19 protein-coding genes, 1 tRNA gene and 1 pseudogene are annotated in these 20,983 nt (G+C 76.5%); 6 read left to right on the top strand and 15 right to left on the bottom strand.

Translation table 11 applies throughout. The features are described 5' to 3' along the window. Window positions 1-46 precede the first annotated feature (46 nt). A complete protein-coding gene (locus ACRYM0_RS03640) occupies window positions 47-1,711 on the top strand; it encodes a GGDEF domain-containing protein (protein ID WP_432502240.1) in 1,665 nt (554 codons plus the stop codon). Here ACRYM0_RS03640 and ACRYM0_RS03635 read toward each other — a convergent pair. Continuing rightward, on the bottom strand, window positions 1,672-3,327 hold the full coding sequence (locus ACRYM0_RS03635; protein WP_432502238.1) for an EAL domain-containing protein: 1,656 nt from the start codon (window positions 3,325-3,327) through the stop codon (window positions 1,672-1,674). The genes ACRYM0_RS03640 and ACRYM0_RS03635 overlap by 40 nt on opposite strands. Before the next feature lie 172 nt (window positions 3,328-3,499). On the opposite strand from ACRYM0_RS03635, the gene ACRYM0_RS03630 reads away from it, so the two are divergent. Beyond that, entirely contained in the window at window positions 3,500-5,620 is a 2,121-nt protein-coding gene (locus ACRYM0_RS03630; protein WP_432502236.1) for a SpoIIE family protein phosphatase, read from the top strand. A 79-nt stretch (window positions 5,621-5,699) separates the two neighbouring features. Here ACRYM0_RS03630 and ACRYM0_RS03625 read toward each other — a convergent pair whose 3' ends face one another. Next, the gene (locus tag ACRYM0_RS03625; protein ID WP_432502234.1) at window positions 5,700-6,080 is read right to left on the bottom strand and encodes an ATP-binding protein; all 381 of its coding nucleotides are present in this window, start codon (window positions 6,078-6,080) and stop codon (window positions 5,700-5,702) included. Window positions 6,081-6,269: 189 nt separating this feature from the next. On the opposite strand from ACRYM0_RS03625, the gene ACRYM0_RS03620 reads away from it, so the two are divergent. Next, a complete protein-coding gene (locus ACRYM0_RS03620) occupies window positions 6,270-7,181 on the top strand; it encodes a diacylglycerol/lipid kinase family protein (RefSeq protein WP_432502232.1) in 912 nt (303 codons plus the stop codon). 9 nt (window positions 7,182-7,190) lie between these two features. Here the strand turns inward: ACRYM0_RS03620 and ACRYM0_RS03615 are convergent, their stop codons facing one another. The 3 genes from ACRYM0_RS03615 to ACRYM0_RS03605 all read right to left on the bottom strand — a co-directional run bounded on the left by ACRYM0_RS03615 (window position 7,191) and on the right by ACRYM0_RS03605 (window position 8,979). Beyond that, complete coding sequence (locus ACRYM0_RS03615; protein ID WP_432502230.1) at window positions 7,191-7,589, bottom strand: hypothetical protein; 399 nt, start codon at window positions 7,587-7,589, stop codon at window positions 7,191-7,193. 26 nt (window positions 7,590-7,615) lie between these two features. After that, window positions 7,616-7,708: transfer RNA gene (locus ACRYM0_RS03610), tRNA-Ser, on the bottom strand. An 875-nt stretch (window positions 7,709-8,583) separates the two neighbouring features. After that, window positions 8,584-8,979, bottom strand: coding sequence for a hypothetical protein (locus ACRYM0_RS03605; RefSeq protein WP_432502228.1), 396 nt, complete (start codon window positions 8,977-8,979; stop codon window positions 8,584-8,586). Between the two features lie 249 nt (window positions 8,980-9,228). Here ACRYM0_RS03605 and ACRYM0_RS03600 point away from each other — a divergent pair, with 249 nt between their 5' ends. Beyond that, window positions 9,229-9,462 carry a DUF1737 domain-containing protein gene (locus tag ACRYM0_RS03600; RefSeq protein ID WP_432502226.1) on the top strand — a complete coding sequence of 78 codons (234 nt, stop codon included), beginning with the start codon at window positions 9,229-9,231 and terminating at the stop codon, window positions 9,460-9,462. Between the two features lie 89 nt (window positions 9,463-9,551). On the opposite strand, the gene ACRYM0_RS03595 is transcribed toward ACRYM0_RS03600, so the two are convergent. Both ACRYM0_RS03595 and ACRYM0_RS03590 read right to left on the bottom strand, forming a co-directional pair. Beyond that, window positions 9,552-11,636, bottom strand: coding sequence for an ArnT family glycosyltransferase (locus tag ACRYM0_RS03595; RefSeq protein WP_432502223.1), 2,085 nt, complete (start codon window positions 11,634-11,636; stop codon window positions 9,552-9,554). 35 nt (window positions 11,637-11,671) lie between these two features. Next, window positions 11,672-12,178, bottom strand: a complete 507-nt coding sequence (locus ACRYM0_RS03590) for a hypothetical protein (protein ID WP_432502222.1) — start codon at window positions 12,176-12,178, stop codon at window positions 11,672-11,674. A 155-nt stretch (window positions 12,179-12,333) separates the two neighbouring features. Here ACRYM0_RS03590 and ACRYM0_RS03585 point away from each other — a divergent pair, with 155 nt between their 5' ends. Beyond that, window positions 12,334-13,083, top strand: coding sequence for a polyprenol monophosphomannose synthase (locus tag ACRYM0_RS03585; RefSeq protein WP_432502220.1), 750 nt, complete (start codon window positions 12,334-12,336; stop codon window positions 13,081-13,083). Between the two features lie 138 nt (window positions 13,084-13,221). Beyond that, on the top strand, window positions 13,222-14,343 hold the full coding sequence (locus ACRYM0_RS03580) for an EAL domain-containing protein (protein ID WP_432502218.1): 1,122 nt from the start codon (window positions 13,222-13,224) through the stop codon (window positions 14,341-14,343). 702 nt (window positions 14,344-15,045) lie between these two features. On the opposite strand, the pseudogene ACRYM0_RS03575 reads toward ACRYM0_RS03580, so the two are convergent. From ACRYM0_RS03575 to ACRYM0_RS03540, 8 genes and pseudogenes are all read right to left on the bottom strand, one after another. After that, window positions 15,046-15,402, bottom strand: a pseudogene (locus ACRYM0_RS03575) (response regulator); the annotation flags it as partial. Window position 15,403: 1 nt separating this feature from the next. Beyond that, entirely contained in the window at window positions 15,404-15,892 is a 489-nt protein-coding gene (locus ACRYM0_RS03570) for a chemotaxis protein CheX (protein ID WP_432502216.1), read from the bottom strand. After that, window positions 15,889-16,269, bottom strand: coding sequence for a response regulator (locus ACRYM0_RS03565; RefSeq protein WP_432493780.1), 381 nt, complete (start codon window positions 16,267-16,269; stop codon window positions 15,889-15,891). The genes ACRYM0_RS03570 and ACRYM0_RS03565 overlap by 4 nt, the downstream gene beginning before the upstream one ends. A 12-nt stretch (window positions 16,270-16,281) precedes the next feature. Further along, window positions 16,282-17,100, bottom strand: a complete 819-nt coding sequence (locus ACRYM0_RS03560) for a CheR family methyltransferase (RefSeq protein WP_432502214.1) — start codon at window positions 17,098-17,100, stop codon at window positions 16,282-16,284. Between the two features lies 1 nt (window position 17,101). Further along, entirely contained in the window at window positions 17,102-18,313 is a 1,212-nt protein-coding gene (locus tag ACRYM0_RS03555; RefSeq protein ID WP_432502211.1) for a protein-glutamate methylesterase/protein-glutamine glutaminase, read from the bottom strand. Between the two features lie 151 nt (window positions 18,314-18,464). Then, window positions 18,465-19,244, bottom strand: coding sequence for a YcnI family copper-binding membrane protein (locus tag ACRYM0_RS03550; RefSeq protein WP_432502209.1), 780 nt, complete (start codon window positions 19,242-19,244; stop codon window positions 18,465-18,467). Window positions 19,245-19,264: 20 nt separating this feature from the next. Then, window positions 19,265-19,876 carry a hypothetical protein gene (locus ACRYM0_RS03545; RefSeq protein ID WP_432502207.1) on the bottom strand — a complete coding sequence of 204 codons (612 nt, stop codon included), beginning with the start codon at window positions 19,874-19,876 and terminating at the stop codon, window positions 19,265-19,267. A 122-nt stretch (window positions 19,877-19,998) separates the two neighbouring features. After that, the gene (locus ACRYM0_RS03540; protein WP_432502205.1) at window positions 19,999-20,925 is read right to left on the bottom strand and encodes a hypothetical protein; all 927 of its coding nucleotides are present in this window, start codon (window positions 20,923-20,925) and stop codon (window positions 19,999-20,001) included. Between the last annotated feature and the right edge of the window lie 58 nt (window positions 20,926-20,983).

The following is a 20,983-nucleotide window of genomic DNA, read 5'->3' as shown; positions in this document are numbered from 1 at the left end:
CCGTGGCGCGGCGATGATCGGACCAGGAGCGGACGCAGGAGGACGGGTGCACGGCAACGCAGCAGCACACCGGGCGACCCGGTCGATGCGGTCGGCGTGGCCCGCGGGCCGGCGCCGGCAGGCGTGCGCGGCGCTCGCGGCGGCCCTCCTCACGAGCTGGGCGCTCCTGCTGCCCGGCTACGACGGGTCCATCGACCGCGCGGTCGTCGCCGGCGAGTGCCTCGGCACCGTCCTGCTGGCCGCCATCACCGCGCTCAGCCCGTGCCGCCGCGCCAGGCACGCCCTCGCCCTGCTGACCACCTACATCGGGCTCACCGCCCTCGGCGACACCTACTGGCTGCTCACCGTGGACCCCACCGGCCTCAGCTTCGTGGACGACGAGTTCGAGCCCGGGCCCACCATCGCCGTCGAGGTCGTCCGCTACGCCGCCCTGCTGGGCCTGCTCGCCCACGCCACCCCCGTCACCGGCGGGCGCCGCTGGACGTGGCGGCGCGGCGTCGCCCAGGCGCAGACCACCGTCAGCGTCACCGCGCTGCTGCTGCTCGCCACCCCCGCCGGGGAGCTCGTCGACGACGGCCGCTCCTACTCCCTGTTCTGCTTCTTCGACGTCGCCGTCGCCGCCACCGCCCTGGGCGCCGTCCTCGGCGCCGCCTGGACCACGCCGCGCCCCGACCGGCGCGCCACCCGGCACCTGACCGCCACCGCCGCCGGCGTGGGTCTGCTCGTCCTCGGCGACGCGGTCGTCGTCCTGAGCCTGACCGCCGGGTCCACCGCCACCGGCGCCGCCGGCATGGCGACGGTCCTGGCCGGCGGCACCGCGCTGATCGCCGTGAACCTGCGCACCGGGCACCCGGCGCCCGCACCGTCCGGGGCGCTGCCGCACGTGCCCCGGCCCGGCCACCCCGGCCTGGTCCTCACCGCCACCGTCGCCGTGCAGGTCCTGACCCCGCTGGCCGTCAGCGCCCTGACCGCGGCCCGGCTCACCGCCGCCGCGCAGCCCGGCAGCAGCGCCGGTCCCGGAGCCGCCACCGTCGGCACCGCCGTCGCCGCCCTGGCCCTGACCGTCCTGCACGCCACCGCGCAGGCGCACCGCGCCCGGCTCGCCCAGGTCGCCGCCGCCGCTGCGCAGCGCGACGAGCTCACCGGCGCCCACAGCCGCCGCGGCCTGAGCGCCCACGCCCACCGGCACCTGGACGCCACCACGGGCCCCGGCTGGACGCTCGCCCTGTTCGACCTGGACGGGTTCAAGGCCGTCAACGACACCTTCGGCCACGACGCCGGCGACGAGGTCCTGCGCGCCGTCGTCGCCCGCGCCGCCGCGGTCGTCGACGGCCACGGCGTCCTCGCCCGCCTGGGCGGCGACGAGTTCGTCGCCCTGCTGCGCACCGGCCCCGCCGACGCACCCGCCACCACCGCCGTGCTGGAGCGCCTGCGCGAGGCCGTCGCCGCCCCCGTGGAGGTGCCCGGCGGCGTCACCGTCGCCGTCGGCGCGTCCCTGGGCGCCGTCACCGCCACCCCGGGGCCCACCGGCCTGGCGGGGTTGCTCAGCGCCGCCGACCGGCGCATGTACGCGGACAAGCGCACCCGCCGGCCCACCGCGCAACCACCCGCGCAGGTCCCCGCGCGGCTCCCGGCCCAGGCCCAGAACCAGGTCCCGAACCAGGTCCCCGTTCAGGCGCCCGGCGGCGGGGCGGGGCGCCCCAGCAGGTAGCCCTGCCCGTGCGTCACGCCGAGCTGCGCCAGCTGGGCCAGCTCCTGGGGCGTCTCCACGCCCTCGGCCACCAGCGTCGCGCCCACCTCACCGGCCAGCCCCAGCACCGCGCGCGCCACCGCCCGCCGCGCCGGGTCCAGGTGCACGTCCCGCACGAAGCGCAGGTCCAGCTTCACCACGTCCGGATCCAGCTCCGCCAGGTGCTGCAGGCCCGCGAAACCCGCCCCCGTGTCGTCGATCGCCAGCCGCATCCCCCGCGCCCGCAACGGCTCCACGGCCCGCAGCAGGCCCGCGTAGTCGTGCACCTCCTCGTGCTCGGTGAGCTCCGCCACCACGCGCCCCAGCGGGGCGTCCGCCAGCAGGGCGTGCGCCGCCGGGTGCAGCAGCGTGCGCGGGGAGAAGTTCAGCGACAGGTACGCGTCCGCCGGCAGCCGCGGCAGCAGCGCCAGCGCGTCGCGCACCACCGCCAGCTCCAGCCGCACGCCCAGCCCCGCACCGGCCCCCAGCCGCTGCGCCGCCGCGAACACCTCGTCCGGCCGGCGCGGCGAACCGTCCGCGTCGCGGAAGCGCGACAGCGCCTCGAAACCCACCACCCGGTGCCCCGCAGCGCCACCCACCGGGCCGAACCGCACGATCGGCTGCACCACGACGCTGCGGCCACCGCCGTCCAGGAACGCCTCCACCTCCGCGCGCTCCTGCGCGCGGAGGTGCTCCTCGCGCTCCTCGACCGCCAGGCGCTCGCCCAGCAGGGACGCCACCGTGCGCAGCGCCTCCACCTGGCCGCCGGTCAGCGGGGCCGAGGGGTCCGGGCCCAGGGCGGCCAGCACGCCGAACAGCGAACCGTCCGGCAGGTGCACCGGCGTCCCGCAGCACGCCCCCACCCCCAGCCGCCGCGTGAGGGGCAGCGCCCCCAGCACCGGGTGGCTGCGCGCGTCCGGCACCGACGTCGGCACCCGCCCGGACAGCAGCAGCGCCCCGTGCCCGTCCACGAGGTCCACGCCGGTGCCCTCCACCAGGCCCAGGGGCGCGCGAGCGCCCGGGTCCTCGTCGACGGCCACCAGCACCTGGCGCCCCCGCGCCACCCGCGACAGGAACGCCACCTGCAGGCCCGTGGTGCGGCGGGCACCTGCCAGCAGCCGGCGCACCACCGGGGAGACCGCACCCAGCGCGGCGTCGCCGTCGCCGGCGCGCTCCTCGGTCAGGCCCAGGCCCGCGTGCAGCCGCGCGGCCGCCTCGATGCGGCGCAGCACGTGCAGCACCGCCCCCGCCTGCCGGGCCAGCGCCGCCGCGACCTCCTCCTCGGCGGCGCCGAGCACCCCGCCGCCCGACGGGTGCGCCAGGTGCAGCTCACCGAGCGCGCGACCGTCCGGTGCCGTCAGCGGCACCACCAGCGGCGGTACCGGCACGCGCCCCTGGCCCACCCCCTCGCGGGCCGAGACCGCGGGCGCGCCGTCGCTGCCGGTCAGCAGCGCCACGCCGTGCGGGGCCCCCGTCAGCGCGCGCGAGGCCGCGACCAGCCGGTCCAGCAGGTCCTGCTCGCCGCGGGCGTCCAGCAGCGAGACCAGCGCCGTCGCCACCCCGGCGGCCGCCGCGGGGACCGGTTCGAGCACGTCCACGTCCGCCACCCCGACCCACCCCGTCCTCGCCCGGCGCCGGGCCCCCCGGCACCAGCCCACCATCGGCACCGCCGGGCCCGCGCGGCAGGGGCGGGCACCCGTTCGCAGCAGCCGCCCGGGCGCCCGGCCGCTGGTGGAGCGCCCCCGAAGGCGCCGGGTTAGGCTCCCGGCGATGGACGGGACCCATGCCGTGTTCGCGGGCGAGGCGGTCGCCGACCCGCTGCCGAGCGTCGTGCACGGGCAGCCGGGCGCGGTGCTGCTGGTGCGCGTCACCGACGGCACGGTGCTGTTCGCCAACCCCCTCGCCGAGCAGCTCGCCCCCGACCTGGACCTGCCGTGCCCGGTGGACGAGTGGTCCCGCGTCGCCGGCCTGCGGGCCTCCGACGGCTCGGACCTGGCCGACCCCACCACCGGGGAGCCCGCCACCCCCCTGTCGCGCGTCGCCCGCGGCGAGCCCGTCCAGGGCGAGCGCGTCAGCGCCGCCCGCGGCTCCGACATGGCCACCGCCCGCGAGGCGCTGTGGGTCGTGGGCCTGCCGCTGACCGACACCCCCGTGGAGCAGCTCAGCAGCATGGCCCTGGTGGTGCTGCTGCCGCTGCGGGAGAAGGCCCTCGTCGACGGCGCCCGGGAGTCCGCCGAGCAGCTGCACAGCCGCGCCGTCCTGGCCAGCGACCTCGCCTTCACGATCTCCGACCCCACCCGGCCCGACAACCCCCTGGTGTGGGTGAACCCCGCCTTCCAGAGGGTCACCGGCTACGGCAGGGAGAAGCTCGGGCAGAACTGCCGGTTCCTGCAGGGCCCGCAGACCGACCGCGAGGCCGTGCGGCGCATCCGGGAGGCGCTGGAGGCGGGCGAGCCCGTCACCGAGCTGCTGCTGAACTACCGCGAGGACGGGACGGCCTTCTGGAACGAGGTCGTCATCTCGCCCGTGCACGACGCCCACGGCCGCATCACCCACCACGTCGGCGTGCAGTCCGACGTGACGCTGCGCGTGCAGGCCGAGCGCGAGCGCGACGCCGCCCTGGCCGTCGCCCGCGACGCCCGGCGCCGCCTGGAGTTCCTCTCCGAGGTCGCCGACGCCCTCTCGGCCGTGCTGGACCCCGAGACCGCGCAGGACATGCTGCCCTCGCTGGTGGTGCCGACGTTCGCCGAGTGGGCGTTCGCCACCGTCCTGGACCCCACCGGCCGCACCCGCCACGTCCGCGCCGCCCACGCGAACCCCGCGCACGCGGCCGACGCCGAGCGGTTCGCCCGCACGCAGGCCGCGCTGCTCGAGACGTCGGTGTCCATGCGGGTGCTGCGCGGCGAGCTCGGCCCCACCCTCGTGCAGGTCACCGACGCCGACGTGCAGCGCGGCGTCGGCGACCCGGGGACCACCGCCCTCATGCGCCGCCTCGGCCTGGGCAGCGCCCTCGTCGTGCCGCTGCGCGCCCGCGGGCAGGTCACCGGTGCGCTGACCCTGCTCAGCGGCCCCGACCGGCCGCCGTACACCGAGGACGACCTGCGGACCGCCACCGACCTGGGCGCCCGCGCCGGCGTGGCGCTGGAGAACGCGCGGCTGTACGCGCAGCAGCGGCGCTCCTCCGAGACGCTGCAGCGCAGCCTGCTGAGCCCGCCCACCGACGCCCCCGGCCTGGAGGTCGCCACCCGGTACATCCCCGCCGCGGAGGCCGCGCAGGTCGGCGGCGACTGGTACGACGCCTTCACCCAGCCCGACGGCTGCACGACCGTCGTCATCGGCGACGTCATGGGTCACGACGTGTCCGCCGCCGCCGCCATGGGCCAGCTGCGGACCTTCGTGCGGGCGCTGGCGTACGACCGCTCCGCGGCGCCGCGGGAGGTGCTGCACCGCCTGGACCACCTGCTGGAGGGGCTGGGCGTGACGACCCTGGCGACCGCGGTGGTGCTGCAGCTGGACGCGCGCTCCACCCCCGGGCACCGCGGGGTCCGCTGGTCCACCGCCGGGCACCTGCCGCCGGTGGTGGCCGCCCCCGACGGCTCGGTGGGCGAGCTGGACGGCGAGGGCCTCATCATCGGCCTGGGCACGTACCGCGACCGGGTGCAGCACGAGACGCAGCTGGCGCTGGGTTCCACGGTGCTGCTGTACACCGACGGGCTCGTGGAGCGCCGCGACCGCTCCATGGAGGAGCGGCTGGCGGAGCTGCACGTCGTGGTCGCGGAGCTGGCCGGCGCACCGCTGGAGGAGCTGTGCGACGAGCTGATCCGCCGGATGCTCCCCGACGGCAGCGACGACGACGTCGCCATCGCCGCCGTGCGCGTCCTGGCCCGCTGAGCGCCACCCCGCACCCGACCCCTCGATGATCAAGGAAGTTGCAACTTCCTTGATCACCGAGGGGTCGGGTCAGCGGGGGTCAGCCCGCCACCTCGCACCACACGCTCTTGCCCGAGGGCACCAGGCGCACCCCCCACGACTCGCTCAGCGCGTCCACCAGGTCCACCCCGCGCCCGGACTCCTCCCGCAACGAGGCGCGCCGGTGCTGCGGGCGCTCGCGGCTGCCGTCGCTGACCGACAGGTGCAGCACCCGCACCCGGCAGTCGACCACCGCCCGCACCGGCGGGGCGCCGTGGCGCACCGCGTTCACCGCCAGCTCCGACAGCAGCAGCAGCGCCTGCTCCAGCGCGCCCTCCTGGTGCACCCGGCACAGCTGCTCCCGCAGGAACCCGCGGGCCCGCCGGGCAGCGGACAGGTCGGCCGGCAGGGCCACCTCCGCTCTCGGCGTGACGTCGCACATGCGCTGCATCCTCGCCGCGCCCGGCCGCCCGCGCTCCCCGAGATCCCGGCACGGGGTTCCCAGCGGCGGGGCGGCGGTGGCAGGATGGGCCTCGCGCCGGCCGGGGCACGTGGAGGGGAAGACCACGAGTCCCGGTCGGCGTCCGTGCGCGAGGGGCCGGACGGGGACCTTTCCCCTACGGTCGGGAACGTGCCCAGCCCCACCAGCAGCCCGCTGCAGCGCGTCGTCGTCGTCCTGAACCCCAACAGCACCGGCGACGGCCCCGCCAACGCCCGCGCCCTGCGCGACGCGCTCGCCGCGCGCACCCCCGACCTGCCCGTGGAGCTCGTCGAGACCGAGCACGCCGGGCACGCCGAGCAGCTCGCCCGCGAGCACGTCGCCCGCCACCCCGGCGTGCTCGTCGTCTCCGCCAGCGGCGACGGCGGCTACCACGAGGTCGTCAACGGCGTCGTCGCCGCCGACCGCGCCGGTCACGACGGAGGCATGGCAACCGTGCTGCCCTCCGGCAACGCCAACGACCACGCCACCGCCACTCACGGCCGCCCCCTCGTCGATGCCATCGCCGAGGTCGCCGCCGGCGACGGGCACCCCGACCGCATGGACCTGCTGGAGGTGGACACCGGCGACGGCGAGCCGCGCGTGGCGCACTCCTACGTGGGCGCGGGCATCACGCCCGTCGCCGCGGCCGCCCTCAACGAGAACGACCTGGACGCGGTGAAGGAGAAGCTGCTGGTCGTCAGGGCGTTCTGGAAGTACCGGCCCATGACCGTCGAGCACGACGGCCGGGACGTGCGCATCGACAGCCTCCTGTTCGCCAACATCGACCGGATGGCGAAGTACGCGCACCTGTCCGACGACTCCGCACCCGACGACGGCCGCTTCGAGGTCCTGATGATCAAGCACCGCAGCAAGCTGCGGTTGCTGGCGGAGTTCGCCCGCGTGCTGCGCGGCCGGCACCGCGTGGAGTCGCGCAGCGAGCCGTACGAGTTCCGCACCCGCAACCCCATGCCGCTGCAGATGGACGGCGAGGTGCTGCCCGTGGCCGGCGGGGCGACGGTGCGGGTGCGGTGCCTGCCGCTGGCGCTGCGCACCGTGCGCTGAGGCCCCGGCTCAGCCGGCGGAGCCCCCGGCGGGCTCGGCGACCTCGGCGGGGCGGGCCAGGCGCAGCAGCGGCTCGGTGCTCAGCCGCTGCCACACCAGGTTCAGCCCCGCGGCGATCATCAGCAGCGACACCACGGCCAGCGGCCAGGCGTCCACGGCGAACGCCACGCACAGCACCAGCAGGCCGGGCACGGGCAGCAGCCCCGCCGGGACGCGGTTCCACCAGCGCGGCTGCAGCACCGAGGCCGCGTACCACCAGGCGACGGCCACGACGCGCTCGTCGGGGTGGCGCCGGCCCTGGCGGGCCAGGGCGAGCACGTCGCGCCGGTCGGCGGCCGGCAGGGTGCGGTAGGCGCGGATCGCCGCCGCGCGCCGCTGCGCGGGCAGTTCGGGAGCGGTGGTGCTCACGGGGACCTCCTGGGGACGTGCGGGTGCGGAGGGCATGGGATTCGAACCCATGAGGAAGGAGTGGGTACCTCCCTAGCGGTTTTCAAGACCGCCGCCTTCAACCACTCGGCCAGCCCTCCTCGCCGCGGCAGCCGCGGTGGTCCCAGTCTGCCACCCCGCGAATGACGCCCCGAGCACAGGATCACGACGTTGCGCAGGTGTCCATGACACGTTTCGTGACACTTCCCTGCACCGGACCTGCTCGTCTTCGGCGACTTCGCCTCCACCCCGGGCCCGTCGGGGTCATCGTCTTCTTCATCGTCCGCGGGCACCTGGTGTGCGGCAGCTGGCTCAGCGAGCCGCGCGTGCGCCCCTTCGCCGCCGAGCGCGCTCGGCGGCTCGTGCCGGGGCTGCTGGTGGTGCTGGTGCTCGTCGTGTTCGTGCTCGGCCCGCTGACCACCACGGCACCGGACTGCTCCAGCACGGCGGGGACGTGGGAGCACCTCGTGCGCAACCCGCTGGTGTTCCCCCACGCGAACCACCTGCCGGTCGCCTCCTCCGGCAACCCGTCCACGACGGTCAACGGCGTCCTGTGGACCCTGGGCGTGGAGGTGCTGGCCCACGCGCTGCTCGGCTTCGCGGGCTGGCGCGGCTGGTGCCGGAGAACGTGGCCGGCGGCCAGCTCGTGCCCGTGGCGCTGCTCCTGGAGCTCATCGCCTACTTCACCGCCACCGCCACCGCCACCGCCACCGCCACCGCCACCGCCACCGCCGCGGTGCGCGCGTGGGGTGGGCCAGGCCGATCACCGCCCTGGGGGACCCACCTGCGGCGCCTGCACCCACGGCTCCGTCGCGCAGCAGCCGCTCGTCGCGCACCTCGGCACGCGGGACGCCCCGGCGTGGTGGTTCGCCACCGTGCCGGTCGTGGCTGCGATGGCCTGCGGCTACGCCTCCTGGCACCTCGTGGAGAAGCGCGCCTTGCGCCGCCGCGCCGGCGGGCCGGCCCGCCCGGCTCCTCAGCGCCGGGCGGCCAGCGGGGCGAGCGCGCGGGCCAGGTCACGCGCCCGCGGCAGGTCGCGGGCCGCGGCCGGGCGGCGCACGGCCAGGACGCCCTCGCGGGGGGCGGGGTCGGTCAGGTCGAGGACCACGGCGCGCCCGTCCGCGATCATGGCGTCCAGCAGGCGCTCGGCGTCGGGCAGGGTCGCGACCGCCCGCGAGCGCAGCAGGTGCCCGACGGCCGTGGTGCGCGCCAGGCGCAGCAGCAGGGTCTCGTCGTCGAAGCGGACCAGCTCGGGGCGCCGCATCAGCAGGGAGGCCAGTGCGGTGACCTCGGCGGCGCTGGCGGGCTCGGGCGCTGCGGCGCGCGGGTGAGCGGGGGGACGGACGGTGGCGCGACGCGCGGGGGCGTTCACGGTGGCCTCCTCTCGGCGGGCGGGCGGCCCCGCCGGGGAGGTGGGGTGGGGGCCGCTCTGCTGAGGTTCTCGGCCGCTCCGGGGCCTTCCCCGATGGGCCGTTCGGGGGTCCCCGTCGACGGGCCGCGCCGGTGACGGCGGTCCGCACCGGGTGTGCTCGTGCTGGAGGATGGGGGTCGGGGCGGGGACGCCGGTCGGCGCACCCGGCCCCGGGCAGGCCCATCCCGCGAGAGGAACGAGGAACCCGCGATGACCACGAGCCCCGCCGCGAGCCCCGGCGAGCCCGACGCCCGCCTGCGCTACCGGCTGCTGACCGGCACCGACGACCGCGCGTTCTGCGAGAAGGTCAGCGCCGCACTGGCGGAGGGGTACGAGCTGCACGGCTCGCCCGCGCTGACGTTCGACGGCGAGCGCGTCGTCACCGCCCAGGCCGTCGTCCTGCCCGGCCCGAACACCCCCCGCTTCGTCCCCGTCAACGCCTGACGAACCCCCCTCCCGCGCGAACCCCCGCGGTGATCTTGCACGGTCGAGCGCTCAACCGTGCAAGATCACCGCGGGGGCGGCGGTGGGGGTCAGGACAGGGGCTGGGTGAGGTCGTAGACGGTCGTGCCGCCCACCGTGGTGGAGGAGAAGCTCTCCTGCACCCACGTGGCGATCTCGGAGGAACCGCCCCGGCCGCCGCCCATCCCGCCGCTGATGAAGTAGTGCACGTCACCGGCCTCCACCAGCGACTGGAACTCCGCCAGGGTCGGCGCCGGGTCGGAGCCGGAGAACCCGCCGATGCCCATCACGTCGGTGCCGCTGGCCAGCGCGTAGCCCGCCGAGGAGTTCGTCGAGGTCGTCGCCGCCGACCAGGTCGTGCCGGCCGCCTGCAGCAGCGCGACGAGCTCGTCGCTGACGTCCTGGCCACCGCCGACGGCCCCGCCGAACCCGCCGCCGGTGGGGGCGCCGCCGCCGAACCCGCCGCCGGTGGGCGCGCCGCCCGCTGCCGCACCGCCCCGCGCCGCGCCCGCCGCGGCACCGGGCGCGGCACCGGCCGCGTCGCCCCGCCCGGCGAACCCGCCGCGCGTCCCGCCCCCGGGCACCCCGCCACCGGGCATCCCGCCGCTGGAGGCGCCCTCCGGCCCCGCGGTCGGGATGGACCCGGTGTGCGGGGTCGTCACCGTCACCGCCGCGTACGCGGCCGGCCCGACCAGCGACAGCACCACGGCGGTGACCAGCGAGGCCACCACCAGCCGCGCCGGGCGGCGCAGCAGCAGACCCGCCGCGGCGAGGACCGCGAGCACCGCGACGACCCAGCGCAGCCACGGCGCGAAGTCCGGGGTGCGGGTCAGCAGCACCCACGCCCAGGCACCGGTGGCCAGGACGACCACCGCGAGCGCCACCCGGCCGGCGACGCGGTCGCGCCGACTCCACAGGGCGGCACCGCCGACACCGACCAGGGCGGCGATCCCCGGGGCGAGGGCGACCGTGTAGTACTGGTGGAACGTGCCCTCCATGAGGCTGAACGTCAGCGCGGTGACGACCGTCCAACCGCCCCACACGATCAGGGAGGCGCGCACCCGGTCGGTGCGGGGGCGGCGCCAGGTCACCACGACACCCGCCACGAGCAGCAGCAGCGCCGCGGGCAGCAACCACGAGACCTGACCGCCGACGCTGGAGCCGAACATGCGCAGCCAGCCGGCGTCGGCGCCGAAGCCCCCGCCACCCCCGCCGCCGAAGCCGCCGGTGGGCACCTCGGCACCGCCGGGCACCGCACCCCCGGTGGGCAGCCGGCCACCACCGGCCCCGCCGCCCTCGTTCCCGAACAGCCGGCCCAGGCCGTTGTAGCCGATGGCCAGGTCCCAAGCGGTGCCGTCGGTGGAACCGCCGATGTAGGGGCGGCTGCTCGCCGGCCACAGCCCGGCGACGAGGAACCACCACCCGGCGCTGACGACGACGGCCACCCCGGCGGCCAGCAGCTGGGCGACCCGGCGCACGAACCCGGTGGGCGCCGCCCACAGGTACGCCAGCGCCAGCGCCGGCAGCGGCAGCAGCGCCTGCGCGGTCTTGGTGAGGAACGCGAACCCGACGAGCACCCCGGCCAGCACGAGCCAGCGGGTGCGGGCGGCCTCCAGCGCGCGCACCACCGCGTACGCGGCGGCCACGAGGAGCAGCACCAGCAGCGCGTCGGGGTTGTTGAAGCGGAACATGAGCACCGCCACCGGCGTCAGCGCGAACGCGAGCGCCGCGACGAACGCGGCGACCGGCCCGGCGACGCGGCGCACCGCGCGGTGCAGCAGCGCCACCGCCCCGACGCCCATGAGGGCCTGCGGCACCAGCACGCTCCAGCTGGACAACCCGAACACCCGCGCGGACAGGGCCATCACCCACAGCGAGGCGGGGGGTTTGTCGACGGTGATGGTGTTGCCGGCGTCGGCGGAACCGAAGAAGAACGCCGTCCAGTTCTTCGTCATGGCCTGCACGGCGCCGGAGTAGAAGGAGTTCGCCCACCCGGAGGCGGACAGGTCCCACAGGTACAGGACCGCGGTCGCGGCGAGCAGCGCGCCGACCGCGCCCTTCTCGCGGCGGCTCCAGCGCCCCGTCGCCGGCGCCGGCGGTTCGGCGGAACCGCCGAGGGGCCGCCTGGTGGGGGTGGACGTGCCGGGCACGGGCATCTCTCCTGACTGGGAGGGGTGGGCGGCTGGGGAGGTCAGGTGGTGGTCGTGCTGCCGGTGCCGGGCAGCACCTGGGTCTGGCCCTGGGTCTGGTCCTGGGGCCACGTCTGCGAGGTGCCACCACCGGGTGCGGTGCCGCCGAACCCGCCGCCGGGCGGCTGCCCCGGGACGGTGCCGTCCTGCGCGGCCGGCTGGAGCTGCCCGGTGCCGGCCGAGGTCCCCGCCGTGGCGTGGCCGACGGCGAAGCCGCCGACGGCGCCGAGCAGGGTCAGGCCCGCACCGGCCGCGGCCAGCACCCAGCGCGAGCGCCACCGCGAGCGCCGCTGCGCCCCGTGCGGCGGCGGTGCCGGGAACCGGGTGGCGCCGGTCACCGGGGCGGGCCACGGCGCACCGGCCGCCGGCCCGGCCCACGCGGGCGGCACGGGTGGCGCGGGCGCCCGGTGCGCCACGACCGCGCTGCCGTTCACCGTCCCGTTCACCGTCCCGTCCACCGGGCCGCCCACCGGCCACCGGCGCGCCCCGTCGTCCCGGATCTCGTCCACTGCTCCCCCTCTGGTCACGGTCCGCACCACCATCGGTGCGCGGGGTGGGGACGAGCGGTCAACGGGCTGTGGCGACGCTGTGAGGTGGGCCGCTGCGCCGCGAGGACCTGGGGTAGCGTCGGAGCCCCGCCGCCCCACGACCCGAGCGAGTCCCGTTGCCCCACGCCTTCCGCGCCGTCGTCGTCCTGCCCACGTACGACGAGGCCGGCAACATCGCCGCGATGCTGCAGCGGCTGCTGGACTCCCCCGCGGAGCCCGACGTCCTCGTCGTGGACGACTCCTCCCCGGACGGGACGGGCGAGATCGTGCGGCGCATCGCCGCCGGGCTGCCCGAGGGCCGGGTGCGGCTGCTGACCCGCACGGTGAAGGACGGCCTGGGCGCGGCCTACCGCGCCGGGTTCGCGGAGGCGCTGAGCACCGGCGACCACGACGTGGTGGTGCAGATGGACGCCGACGGCTCCCACCCGGTCGAGGTGCTCCCGCGGATGCTGGACGAGCTCGCCGCGGGCGCCGACCTGGTGCTGGGCGCGCGCTACGTGCCCGGTGGCGCCCTGGACGACGCCTGGCCGTGGTACCGCAAGGCGCTCTCGCGGGGGGCGAACACCTACGCGCGGGTGCTGCTGCGCGCGCCGGTGGCGGACCTGACCGGCGGGTACAAGGCGTGGCGCGCGGACCTGCTGCGCTCGCTGGACCTGCGCGAGCTGACCGCGGCGGGGTACGCCTTCCAGATCCAGACGACGCTGGCGGCGCTGCAGCGCGGGGCCACCGTGCGGGAGGTGCCGATCCTGTTCACCGAGCGCACGGCGGGCACCTCGAAGATGTCCGGGGCGATCATCACCGAGGCGATGGGGGCGGTGTGGCGGATGCGCCGGCACGGCCCGTCGGGACGCCCACCCCGCCCCTGACGGCCTGTCGCCGTTGCTCGCCGGAGCGTGATCTGCCAGGGTCGCTCTGGCGGTGGGGGACGTCGCGCCCGGTCGGGGGTCCGGTGCGCTCGAGAGACCCCGCCAGGACATCAGGGCACGGACGAGGCGGGGGGCTGCGTGGCGGACGACGACGCCGTCGCCCAGTTGCTCGACCTGGCCCGGGACATCTTCGGGACACCGGTGGCGGCGCTGGTGCGCACCGGGCCACCCGGGCAGCGGCCGCTCGTGGAGCAGGCCTCCAGCACGCTGGACCCGCGGGCCACGGCCCGCCTGCTGGAGCGCGAGGACCTGCTGCGGGCCGCGCCGGCGGTGGACGTGCTGCGTCCGGACGGCACGCCGGGCGGCCGCCTGCTGGGCGCGCCGGCCGCCGACGCCGAGCCGCTGGGTTCCCGGCAGGTGGAGGCCCTGAACGTCGTGGCGGCCCTGGTCGCCGGGGTCCTGCACCACCGCGACCGGCGCCGCGACGAGCACCGGGGGCGGCTGGCGTCCCTGGACGCCCTCGTGGAGGGGCGGGGCCGCAGCACCGTGCTGCAGCCCGTCGTGGACCTGCGCACCGGTGACGTGGTGGGCGCGGAGGCGCTCAGCCGCTTCACCGGTGAGGACGGCTACCCGCGCGGGCCCGAGCAGGTGTTCGCCGACGCCCGGTCCGCCGGAGCCGGCGTGCGGCTGGAACGCGCTGCCTTGGCCTCCGCGCTGGCGCTGCTGCCGGTGCTGCCCGCCGGGGCGTACCTGAGCGTCAACGCCTCCGCCGAGGCGCTGGTGGACCCCGCCACCCACGAGGTGCTGCTGGCCTCGCGGCCGGAGCGCATCGTCGTGGAGGTCACCGAGCACGACCCCGTGGCCGACTACGCGGCGCTGGCGGAGAACACCGCCGCGCTGCGCGCCGGGGGTCTGCGGCTGGCCGTGGACGACGCCGGGTCCGGGTTCGCGAGCCTGCAGCACGTGCTGCACCTGTCGCCCGACGTGGTGAAGCTGGACATCGCGTTCGTGCGCGGCATCGACGCCGACCCCGCGCGCCGCGCCGTGGCCCGCGCCCTGGTGGGGTTCGCCTCGGAGGTGGGCTCGACGATGGTCGCCGAGGGCGTGGAACGCCCCGGGGAGCTGGCGGTGCTGCGCGAGCTGGGGGTGCACTGCGCGCAGGGGTACCTGCTGGGCCGCCCGGCGGTGCCGCCGCTGCGCCTCGCGCGGCCGGACGACACGACCACGTTCCTGCTGCCCGCCCAGCCCCGCGACCCCTGACCCCCCTACCCCCCCTCCTGCGGTGATCTTGCACGCTTGAACGCTCAACCGTGCAAGATCACCGCAGGAGGGGGCGGCGGGAGGGGGCGGGGACGCCGACGGCCCCCGCCGCGGGTGCGACGGGGGCCGTGACGACGCCGGGCGGGCCGGGCCTCAGATCGTGACGATGCTGAGCTTCCCCTTGCCGTAGCGGGCCACCTTGACGTCCAGGTCCAGGCGGCTGCCCGTGCTCGTGGCCCACTGGGTCACGTCCGGGCGCAGGACCTCGCCCGGGGCGTAGGCGGCGTGCAGCTTCAGGTGCGGAGCACCCTCCACGTTGAACAGCGAGGCCATGATGTTCAGGACCTCGTTGGCGTTGACGCGCAGCGCCTCCGACAGTTCCCCGTCCTCGATCGCGGCCTCGCTGGCCCCGGGGGGCAGCAGGCCGATCGAGGCGCCGGCGTGGGCCGCCAGCGCGAAGTCGAACACCGCGACGGCCGCCGAGCGCAGGTGGTCGTCGACGTACAGGCCGACCGCCGCACCGGGCTTGCCGCCCACCGGGCACGGGGTGCCCGGGGAGACCTCGACCTCGCGGCCGAGCAGGTCCTCCAGCAGGTTGCGGATCGCCAGGTTCGACGGCAGCGGGCTGGAGTCCATCGTCACCGCGGGCCGCTCGGCCGCCGGGGCCGGGGCGGGAGCCGCGGCGACCGCACCGCCGCCGTTCAGGACGGGCGACAGGGCCGCGGCGAACGCCTCGGGCGTGAACGGCTTGGCGATGAGGAACAGCGCGCCGGCGGCGGCCGCCTTCTCCCGCATCTCCTCCGAACCCTCGGAGGTGACGAAGCCGAACGGCACGTCGAGGCCGGAACCACGCAGGTTCTGCAGCATCTCGTAGCCGGAGGCCTCAGGCATGTTCCAGTCCGACAGGACGATGTCGGGGTTCTCGGCGCGGACCGCCTCGAAACCCTCCTTGCCGTTCTCGGCCTGGACCACGTCGACCCAGTCGAAACCGGCCTGACGCAGGGTGCGGATGACGATCTGCCGCATCACGCGACTGTCGTCCACCACGAGGGCCTTCACGTCACGCCCCCGATCCGGACAGCCACACGATGAAGGTGATCCAGTTCCCCTGCCAGTTCGCGTCCAGGCGGGCCGCGCAGCGGCTGTTGGAACGCGGCAGCGGCGGCGCCTCGGCGATGGCGGGCAGGCCGAGGGCGCCGGCGTCCGGCACCAGGGCCTTGATGTTGCCGCCGATGATGTTGGCGACCTCGCCGAGCGCGTCGTACACGTCGTCGTCGCCCAGGTCGGCCTCGTCCTCCTGCAGGAGGGCGGCGGCCAGCGCCTTGGTGGCAGCCTTCTGGACCAGGACCGTCACCAGGCCGGGGCGGGCGCCGGAGATGCCGACGCTCGCGCACAGCAGCGGGGCGGGGACCTCCTGCGGGTCGAACGCCGGCAGCAGGGGCTCGACGTGGCCGAAGTACGACTGCCACATCTGGTCCACGATCTGCGCGAGGGCGTCGTCCTCGACGTAGTCGCCGACCTGCTCGAACTGCTCGATCTCCTGCGTCATGCCGTCACCTCCGGCAGAAGGCCCAGCAGGGCCAGCTTCTCCTCCAGCGCCTCCACGGTGAAGGGCTTGATCAGGTACTCGTGGGCACCGGCGGCGAGCGCGCGGACGATCTGCCCGTGCTCGGCCTCCGTGGTGACCATCATGATGCTCAGGGAGCGGTACTCGCGGACGGCGCGGACCTGGGTGACGAACGTCAGCCCGTCCATCACCGGCATGTTCCAGTCGACCGTCGCCAGTTCGGGCAGCGGGCCCTCCTGGAGGACCTTCAGCGCCTCTGCGCCGTCGGCCGCTTCCACGGTCTCGTACCCCAGCTTGCGCAGCGCGCCTGCGATGATCTTCCGCATGGCGCGGGAGTCGTCGACGACCAGTGCCTTCATGTTCCTGTCCTCTCAGTTCTTGGGGCGGTGGACGGAGACCCGTCCGATGAGTTGGCGTTCCCAGTTGTCGTCGACGCCCAGGGTGGTTTCGGCGCCTCCCAGGAAGAGGTAGCCGTCCGGTTTGAGGGCCCTGCGGACCCGGCCGAGGATGTCCCGCTTCGTGGCGAGGTCGAAGTAGATGAGCACGTTGCGCAGGAACACCACGTCGAACTGGCCGAGCGCGGCGAAGCTGCTGGTGAGGTTCAGCTGCTGGAACCGCACCATCTGGCGGATGTTCGCGTTCACCTGCCAGTTCATGCCGGTCCGCGTGAAGTGCCGGACCAGCATGGGGGCGGGCAGGCCCCGGTTGACCTCCAACTGGGAGTACGTCCCGGCCTTGGCCTTCTCCAGGACCTCCGAGGAGAGGTCCGTGCCGAGGATCTCCGCGCGCCACCCCTCGGCGATCAGGGAGTCCTGCAGCCCGATCGCCAGGCTGTAGGCCTCCTGACCGGTGGAGGAGGCCGCCGACCAGATCCGCACCGAGCGGGTGGAGGCGCGCGACTGCTTCAGCGCCGGCACCACCGTGGTGGAGAACGCCTGGAACGGGGCGCCGTCGCGGAACCACGACGTCTCGTTCGTCGTCAGCGCCTCCACGATCGCGACCTGCGTGCGCCGGTCCGGGCGCAGGCGCACCCCGTCGACGTAGGCGTTGACGTCCGCGGCCCCGGCCGCGCGCGCCAGCGGCACGAGCCGCGACTCGACGAGGTACTCCTTGCCCTTCTCCAGGACGATCGCGCTCTCCTTGCGGACGAGCGTGCAGACCCACTCGAAAGCCGTGGGGGTCAGAGCCATGTCACCACCTGCCAGTAGTGGGTCGGGCCGCTGCCGCGGCGGTGCGGTTCGCCGGCGGTGCCGCCGGCGCGAGGACGCCCACCCGGCCCGCGCCCGTGGCGGGGACGGCGGAGCGGACAGGAGCGTGGGGCAGTGCCGCGCGGGCACCGCCGAGACGACGAAGCAGGGCGTCGGGGATCGCGCCCAGCGGCAGGACCTCGTCGGCGATGCCCTCGCGGGCCACCGCACCGGGCATCCCCCACACGACGGAGGTGGCCTCGTCCTGGACGACGACCTGCCCGCCGGCCGCGGCGACGGCCTTGCAGCCGAGCTTTCCGTCGGAACCCATGCCGGTGAGGATCAACGCGAGCAGGTCCCCGCCGAACGCGGCCACCGCGGAGCGCACCATGACGTCCACGGCCGGCCGGCAGAAGTTCTCCGGCGGTCCCTGCTGCAGCTTCACGACGAGCGCGGTCCCGCGCCGCACGACCTCCATGTGGAAGTCGCCGGGCGCCACGTACACGGTGCCGGCCACGACGTCCTGGCCGTCGACGGCCTCCACGACGTTCAGCGCGCTGACCTTGTCCAGGCGCTGGGCGTACATGCGGGTGAACACCGGCGGCATGTGCTGGGTGACGAGGACGGGCACGCCCAGGCCGGCGGGCAGCTTGGCCAGCACGCTGGACAGCGCCTCGGGCCCGCCGGTGGAGGAACCCACGACCAGCGCGCGCGGCGTCCCGACGGCGCCGGTGCGCGAGCGCACGGCGACGGGCGCGGCGGGGGCCGCGGCACGGGCGCCGGTGGCCGCGGGCGGTGCGGCGACCCCCGGGACGAGCGCCTTGATCTTGGGGATGAGCTCGGCGCGCACCGACTCCATGGACTCGCTGACGCTGCCCACGTTGGCGGGCTTGGTCACGTAGTCGGAGGCGCCGGAGGACAGCGCCTCCAGGGTGGCGCTGGCACCGCGCTCGGTGAGCGTGGAGAACATGACGACGGGGAGCCGGCGGTCGAGGCGGCGGATCTCCTTGATCGTCTGCAGGCCGTCCATGACGGGCATCTCGATGTCGAGCGTGACCGCGTCGGGCTTGAGCTGCTGGATCTTGTCGAGGGCGACCTTGCCGTTGGGGGCGGTGCCGACGACCTCGACGGCGGGGTCGGAGGCCAGGACGTCGGTGACGATGCGCCGCACGACCACGGAGTCGTCGACGACCAGGACGCGGATCTTCTCGCGCACGCTGCACCCGGCCCTTCGCTCGGCGCGCCCCCGGTGGGCGGCTCACTACTCCATCGGCGCGAGCGGGCGAACCTTGAACCCCGCACCCCGTCCCGGCGCAGAACGCGCCGGGACGGGGCGGACGAGGGGTGGGCGAGGGGTGCGGGTGGTGTCAGCGGGGGGCGGGAGCGCGGCGGCGCAGCAGGGCCAGGACGAGCGCGGCCGCCCCCAGGACCAGGCCGGCGGCACCCAGGGCGCGGGCCGTCCCGTCCGCTCCGGACGTGCCGGAGGTCCCGGACGTGCCGGACGGGGCCGCCGCGGCGACGGCGGTGGCGTCCTCCCCGGCGGCGGTCGAGGCGTGGGTGCCGTGCCCGGCGGCGGCGGTGGTGGTGAACTCCGGTGCGGGGCTGTCGGGCTCGGCCGCGCCCTCGTCGGCGACCTGCGACCAGTCGGCCACCTCGCCGTCGGCGTACGTCTGCACCGCCGGCAGCACCACGCGGGTGCCCTGCGCCGGCAGCGGGCCGACCTGCAGGTCGAACTCCTGGAACTGCCCCACGGCGATCCCGGCGGTCCCCGGCTCGGCGGTCCAGGTGACGCTCAGCGGCGCCTGCGTGATCGTGGTGCCGGAGACCTCGACGGGCTCGGGCAGCGGGCCCTCCTGCACGGTCGCCGTCCAGCCCGGGACGGGTTCGACGGCGACGTGGGTGAAGGGCGTGCCCGTGGGCAGCGCGACCTGCAGCGAGGTGGTGGCGGCCGTGTCGGACTCGTTGGGCACGCGGAAGGTCACGACGCTGTAGGAGCCGGCGGCGGTGACGTCGGGCACGGCGCGCACGTGCGCGCCGGCGGGCAGGGCCGAGGCGAGCAGCAGGGCGGCGGCGCCGGCGGCGGGGACCAGCACCCGCACGGGCAGGGACGGGCGGGCGGGCAGGGTGGAGCGCAGGGTGGAGCGCACGGGGTTCCTCCGGGTGGTCTCTAGCGGGTGGTCGTGGCGGGGGCGAGCCCCGCCGGGGGACCACGGCGCGCCACCCGGCGCGCGACGACGGAGCGCGGGCGCGCCGCGACGACCACCGGTACCGGCGCCACCGGCAGCAGCACCGGCACCCGCAGCACGGCGAGCACCACGGCCCGCAGCGGCTGCAGCCACGCCCACAGGGACCACACGGCCCGCTCGCCGTGGGCCAGCACGAGGGCCGCGGCGAGCGTGGCGACGGCGTGGGCGAGCAGCATCGGCACCGGCGAGCCACCGCCGGGCGCGTGCTCGAGGGCACCGGCCGCCAGGGGCACCCACTCCTGGTGGTGCCCGTGGGAGGGCACGTCGACCGTGTCGGCGGCCAGGGCGCGCAGCGCCGCGTGCAGCGCGACCTGCCCGGCACCCAGCGCGATCAGCAGGGCGGGAGCGGACAGGCGCCGGCCGGTGAGGGTGAAGGCCGCGCAGCCGGTCAGGGCGCCCAGGGCCAGCAGGACCAGCGAGGGGGGCAGCTCCTCACCGCCGGCGACGTGCGCCAGGGAGGCGAGCGCGACGACGGTCAGCGCCACGAACCCCGCCCGGGCCAGGCGCACCGCACCCCTGGCCGGCGACTGCACGGCGACACCGTACCCACCGCTCCTGAGCGCCCCACCCGCTCCCCCCACCCCTCGGACCCGCGGTGATCATGCACTGTTGAGCGCTCAACAGTGCATGTACACCGCGGGTCCGGGGGGGGTGGTCAGGCGCCGAAGGCGGCGTGCCAGGGGCGCAGCAGCACCTCGCGCGTCTCCGAGGCCAGCATGTCGGCGACCACCTCGGCGTGCACCACGCCGCTCACCACGTTCCACAGCCCGCTCGCCCCGTCCGAGGCGTCCAGGCCCCCGGCCCGGAACGCGCGCACCGCCAGCAGCTGCGCGACGGCCGCCGTGCGGACCCGTCCGGACAGGTGCACCGCCCACGAGGCGTCGTGCACCGCGCTCGCCCACTCCCCGCCCCCGGCGCGGTGGGTGCCCGCCACCGCGCGCAGGCACGCCCGGTCGGTGCCGTCCAGGCGCGAGAGCCGCTCGAGGACGGCCCGCACGCCCGCCTGCGCCTGGCCCAGGTCCTCCGGCACGGACGGCAGCGGGGCCAGGTCCCGGGCGGCGTGCAGGTAGGGGGCGACCAGCAGCCGCCGCACCCCGTCGGGCAGCCGGTCGCCGAGGTAGGCGGACACGGCGGCGTCGGCCAGGACGTCCGCGGCGCGGCCGGCGGTCTCGGTGCGCAGCCGGGGCCCGCCGTCCAGGGGGGCGCTCCACGTCCAGTCGAAGACGTCGTGGTGCACCAGGCGCACCAGGGCGTCGGCGTCGGCGATCGTGGAGGCCTGCAGCACGCGCAGCACCCCCGTCTCCACGCGCGGGCCCACGACGTCCTCGGCGAACACCCCGCCGGCCAGGCCCTCGGCGACCTGGTTCAGCACGTCGGTGATCTGCGGCGCCGCCCGGGAGGCCTCGCGCACCGTGCGCCACGCCCGGGCGCGGGCGTCGGCGTCGTGGTGGGCGGCCAGCACGTCCACCTCGCGCGGGCCGCAGTCCAGGGCGCGCAGCAGGACCTCGGCGGCCGAGTCACCCGCCGGCAGGCGCACCAGGTCGAACCCGAGGACCGGTGAGCTCACGAGCGAGTACTGCATGGTGGTCGCCTCCAGGCTGCCGCGGCGACGCCGCCCGGCCGGGTGGCGCGTCCCCACC

Origin of the sequence: Kineococcus arenarius subsp. arenarius (assembly GCF_050871845.1) — a bacterium.
GTDB lineage: Bacteria > Actinomycetota > Actinomycetes > Actinomycetales > Kineococcaceae > Kineococcus.
This window is presented reverse-complemented; position numbering and strand designations above follow the sequence as displayed.

What these genes read in the sequence shown, in the direction of transcription:
- ACRYM0_RS03595 (WP_432502223.1), bottom strand. Translation starts at nt 11,636, where the DNA reads ATGCCCGTGCCCGGCACGTCCACCCCCACCAGGCGGCCCCTCGGCGGT.
- ACRYM0_RS03565 (WP_432493780.1), bottom strand. Translation starts at nt 16,269, where the DNA reads ATGAAGGCACTGGTCGTCGACGACTCCCGCGCCATGCGGAAGATCATC.
- ACRYM0_RS03625 (WP_432502234.1), bottom strand. Translation starts at nt 6,080, where the DNA reads ATGTGCGACGTCACGCCGAGAGCGGAGGTGGCCCTGCCGGCCGACCTG.
- ACRYM0_RS03630 (WP_432502236.1), top strand. Translation starts at nt 3,500, where the DNA reads ATGGACGGGACCCATGCCGTGTTCGCGGGCGAGGCGGTCGCCGACCCG.
- ACRYM0_RS03570 (WP_432502216.1), bottom strand. Translation starts at nt 15,892, where the DNA reads ATGACGCAGGAGATCGAGCAGTTCGAGCAGGTCGGCGACTACGTCGAG.
- ACRYM0_RS03540 (WP_432502205.1), bottom strand. Translation starts at nt 20,925, where the DNA reads ATGCAGTACTCGCTCGTGAGCTCACCGGTCCTCGGGTTCGACCTGGTG.
- ACRYM0_RS03600 (WP_432502226.1), top strand. Translation starts at nt 9,229, where the DNA reads ATGACCACGAGCCCCGCCGCGAGCCCCGGCGAGCCCGACGCCCGCCTG.
- ACRYM0_RS03560 (WP_432502214.1), bottom strand. Translation starts at nt 17,100, where the DNA reads ATGGCTCTGACCCCCACGGCTTTCGAGTGGGTCTGCACGCTCGTCCGC.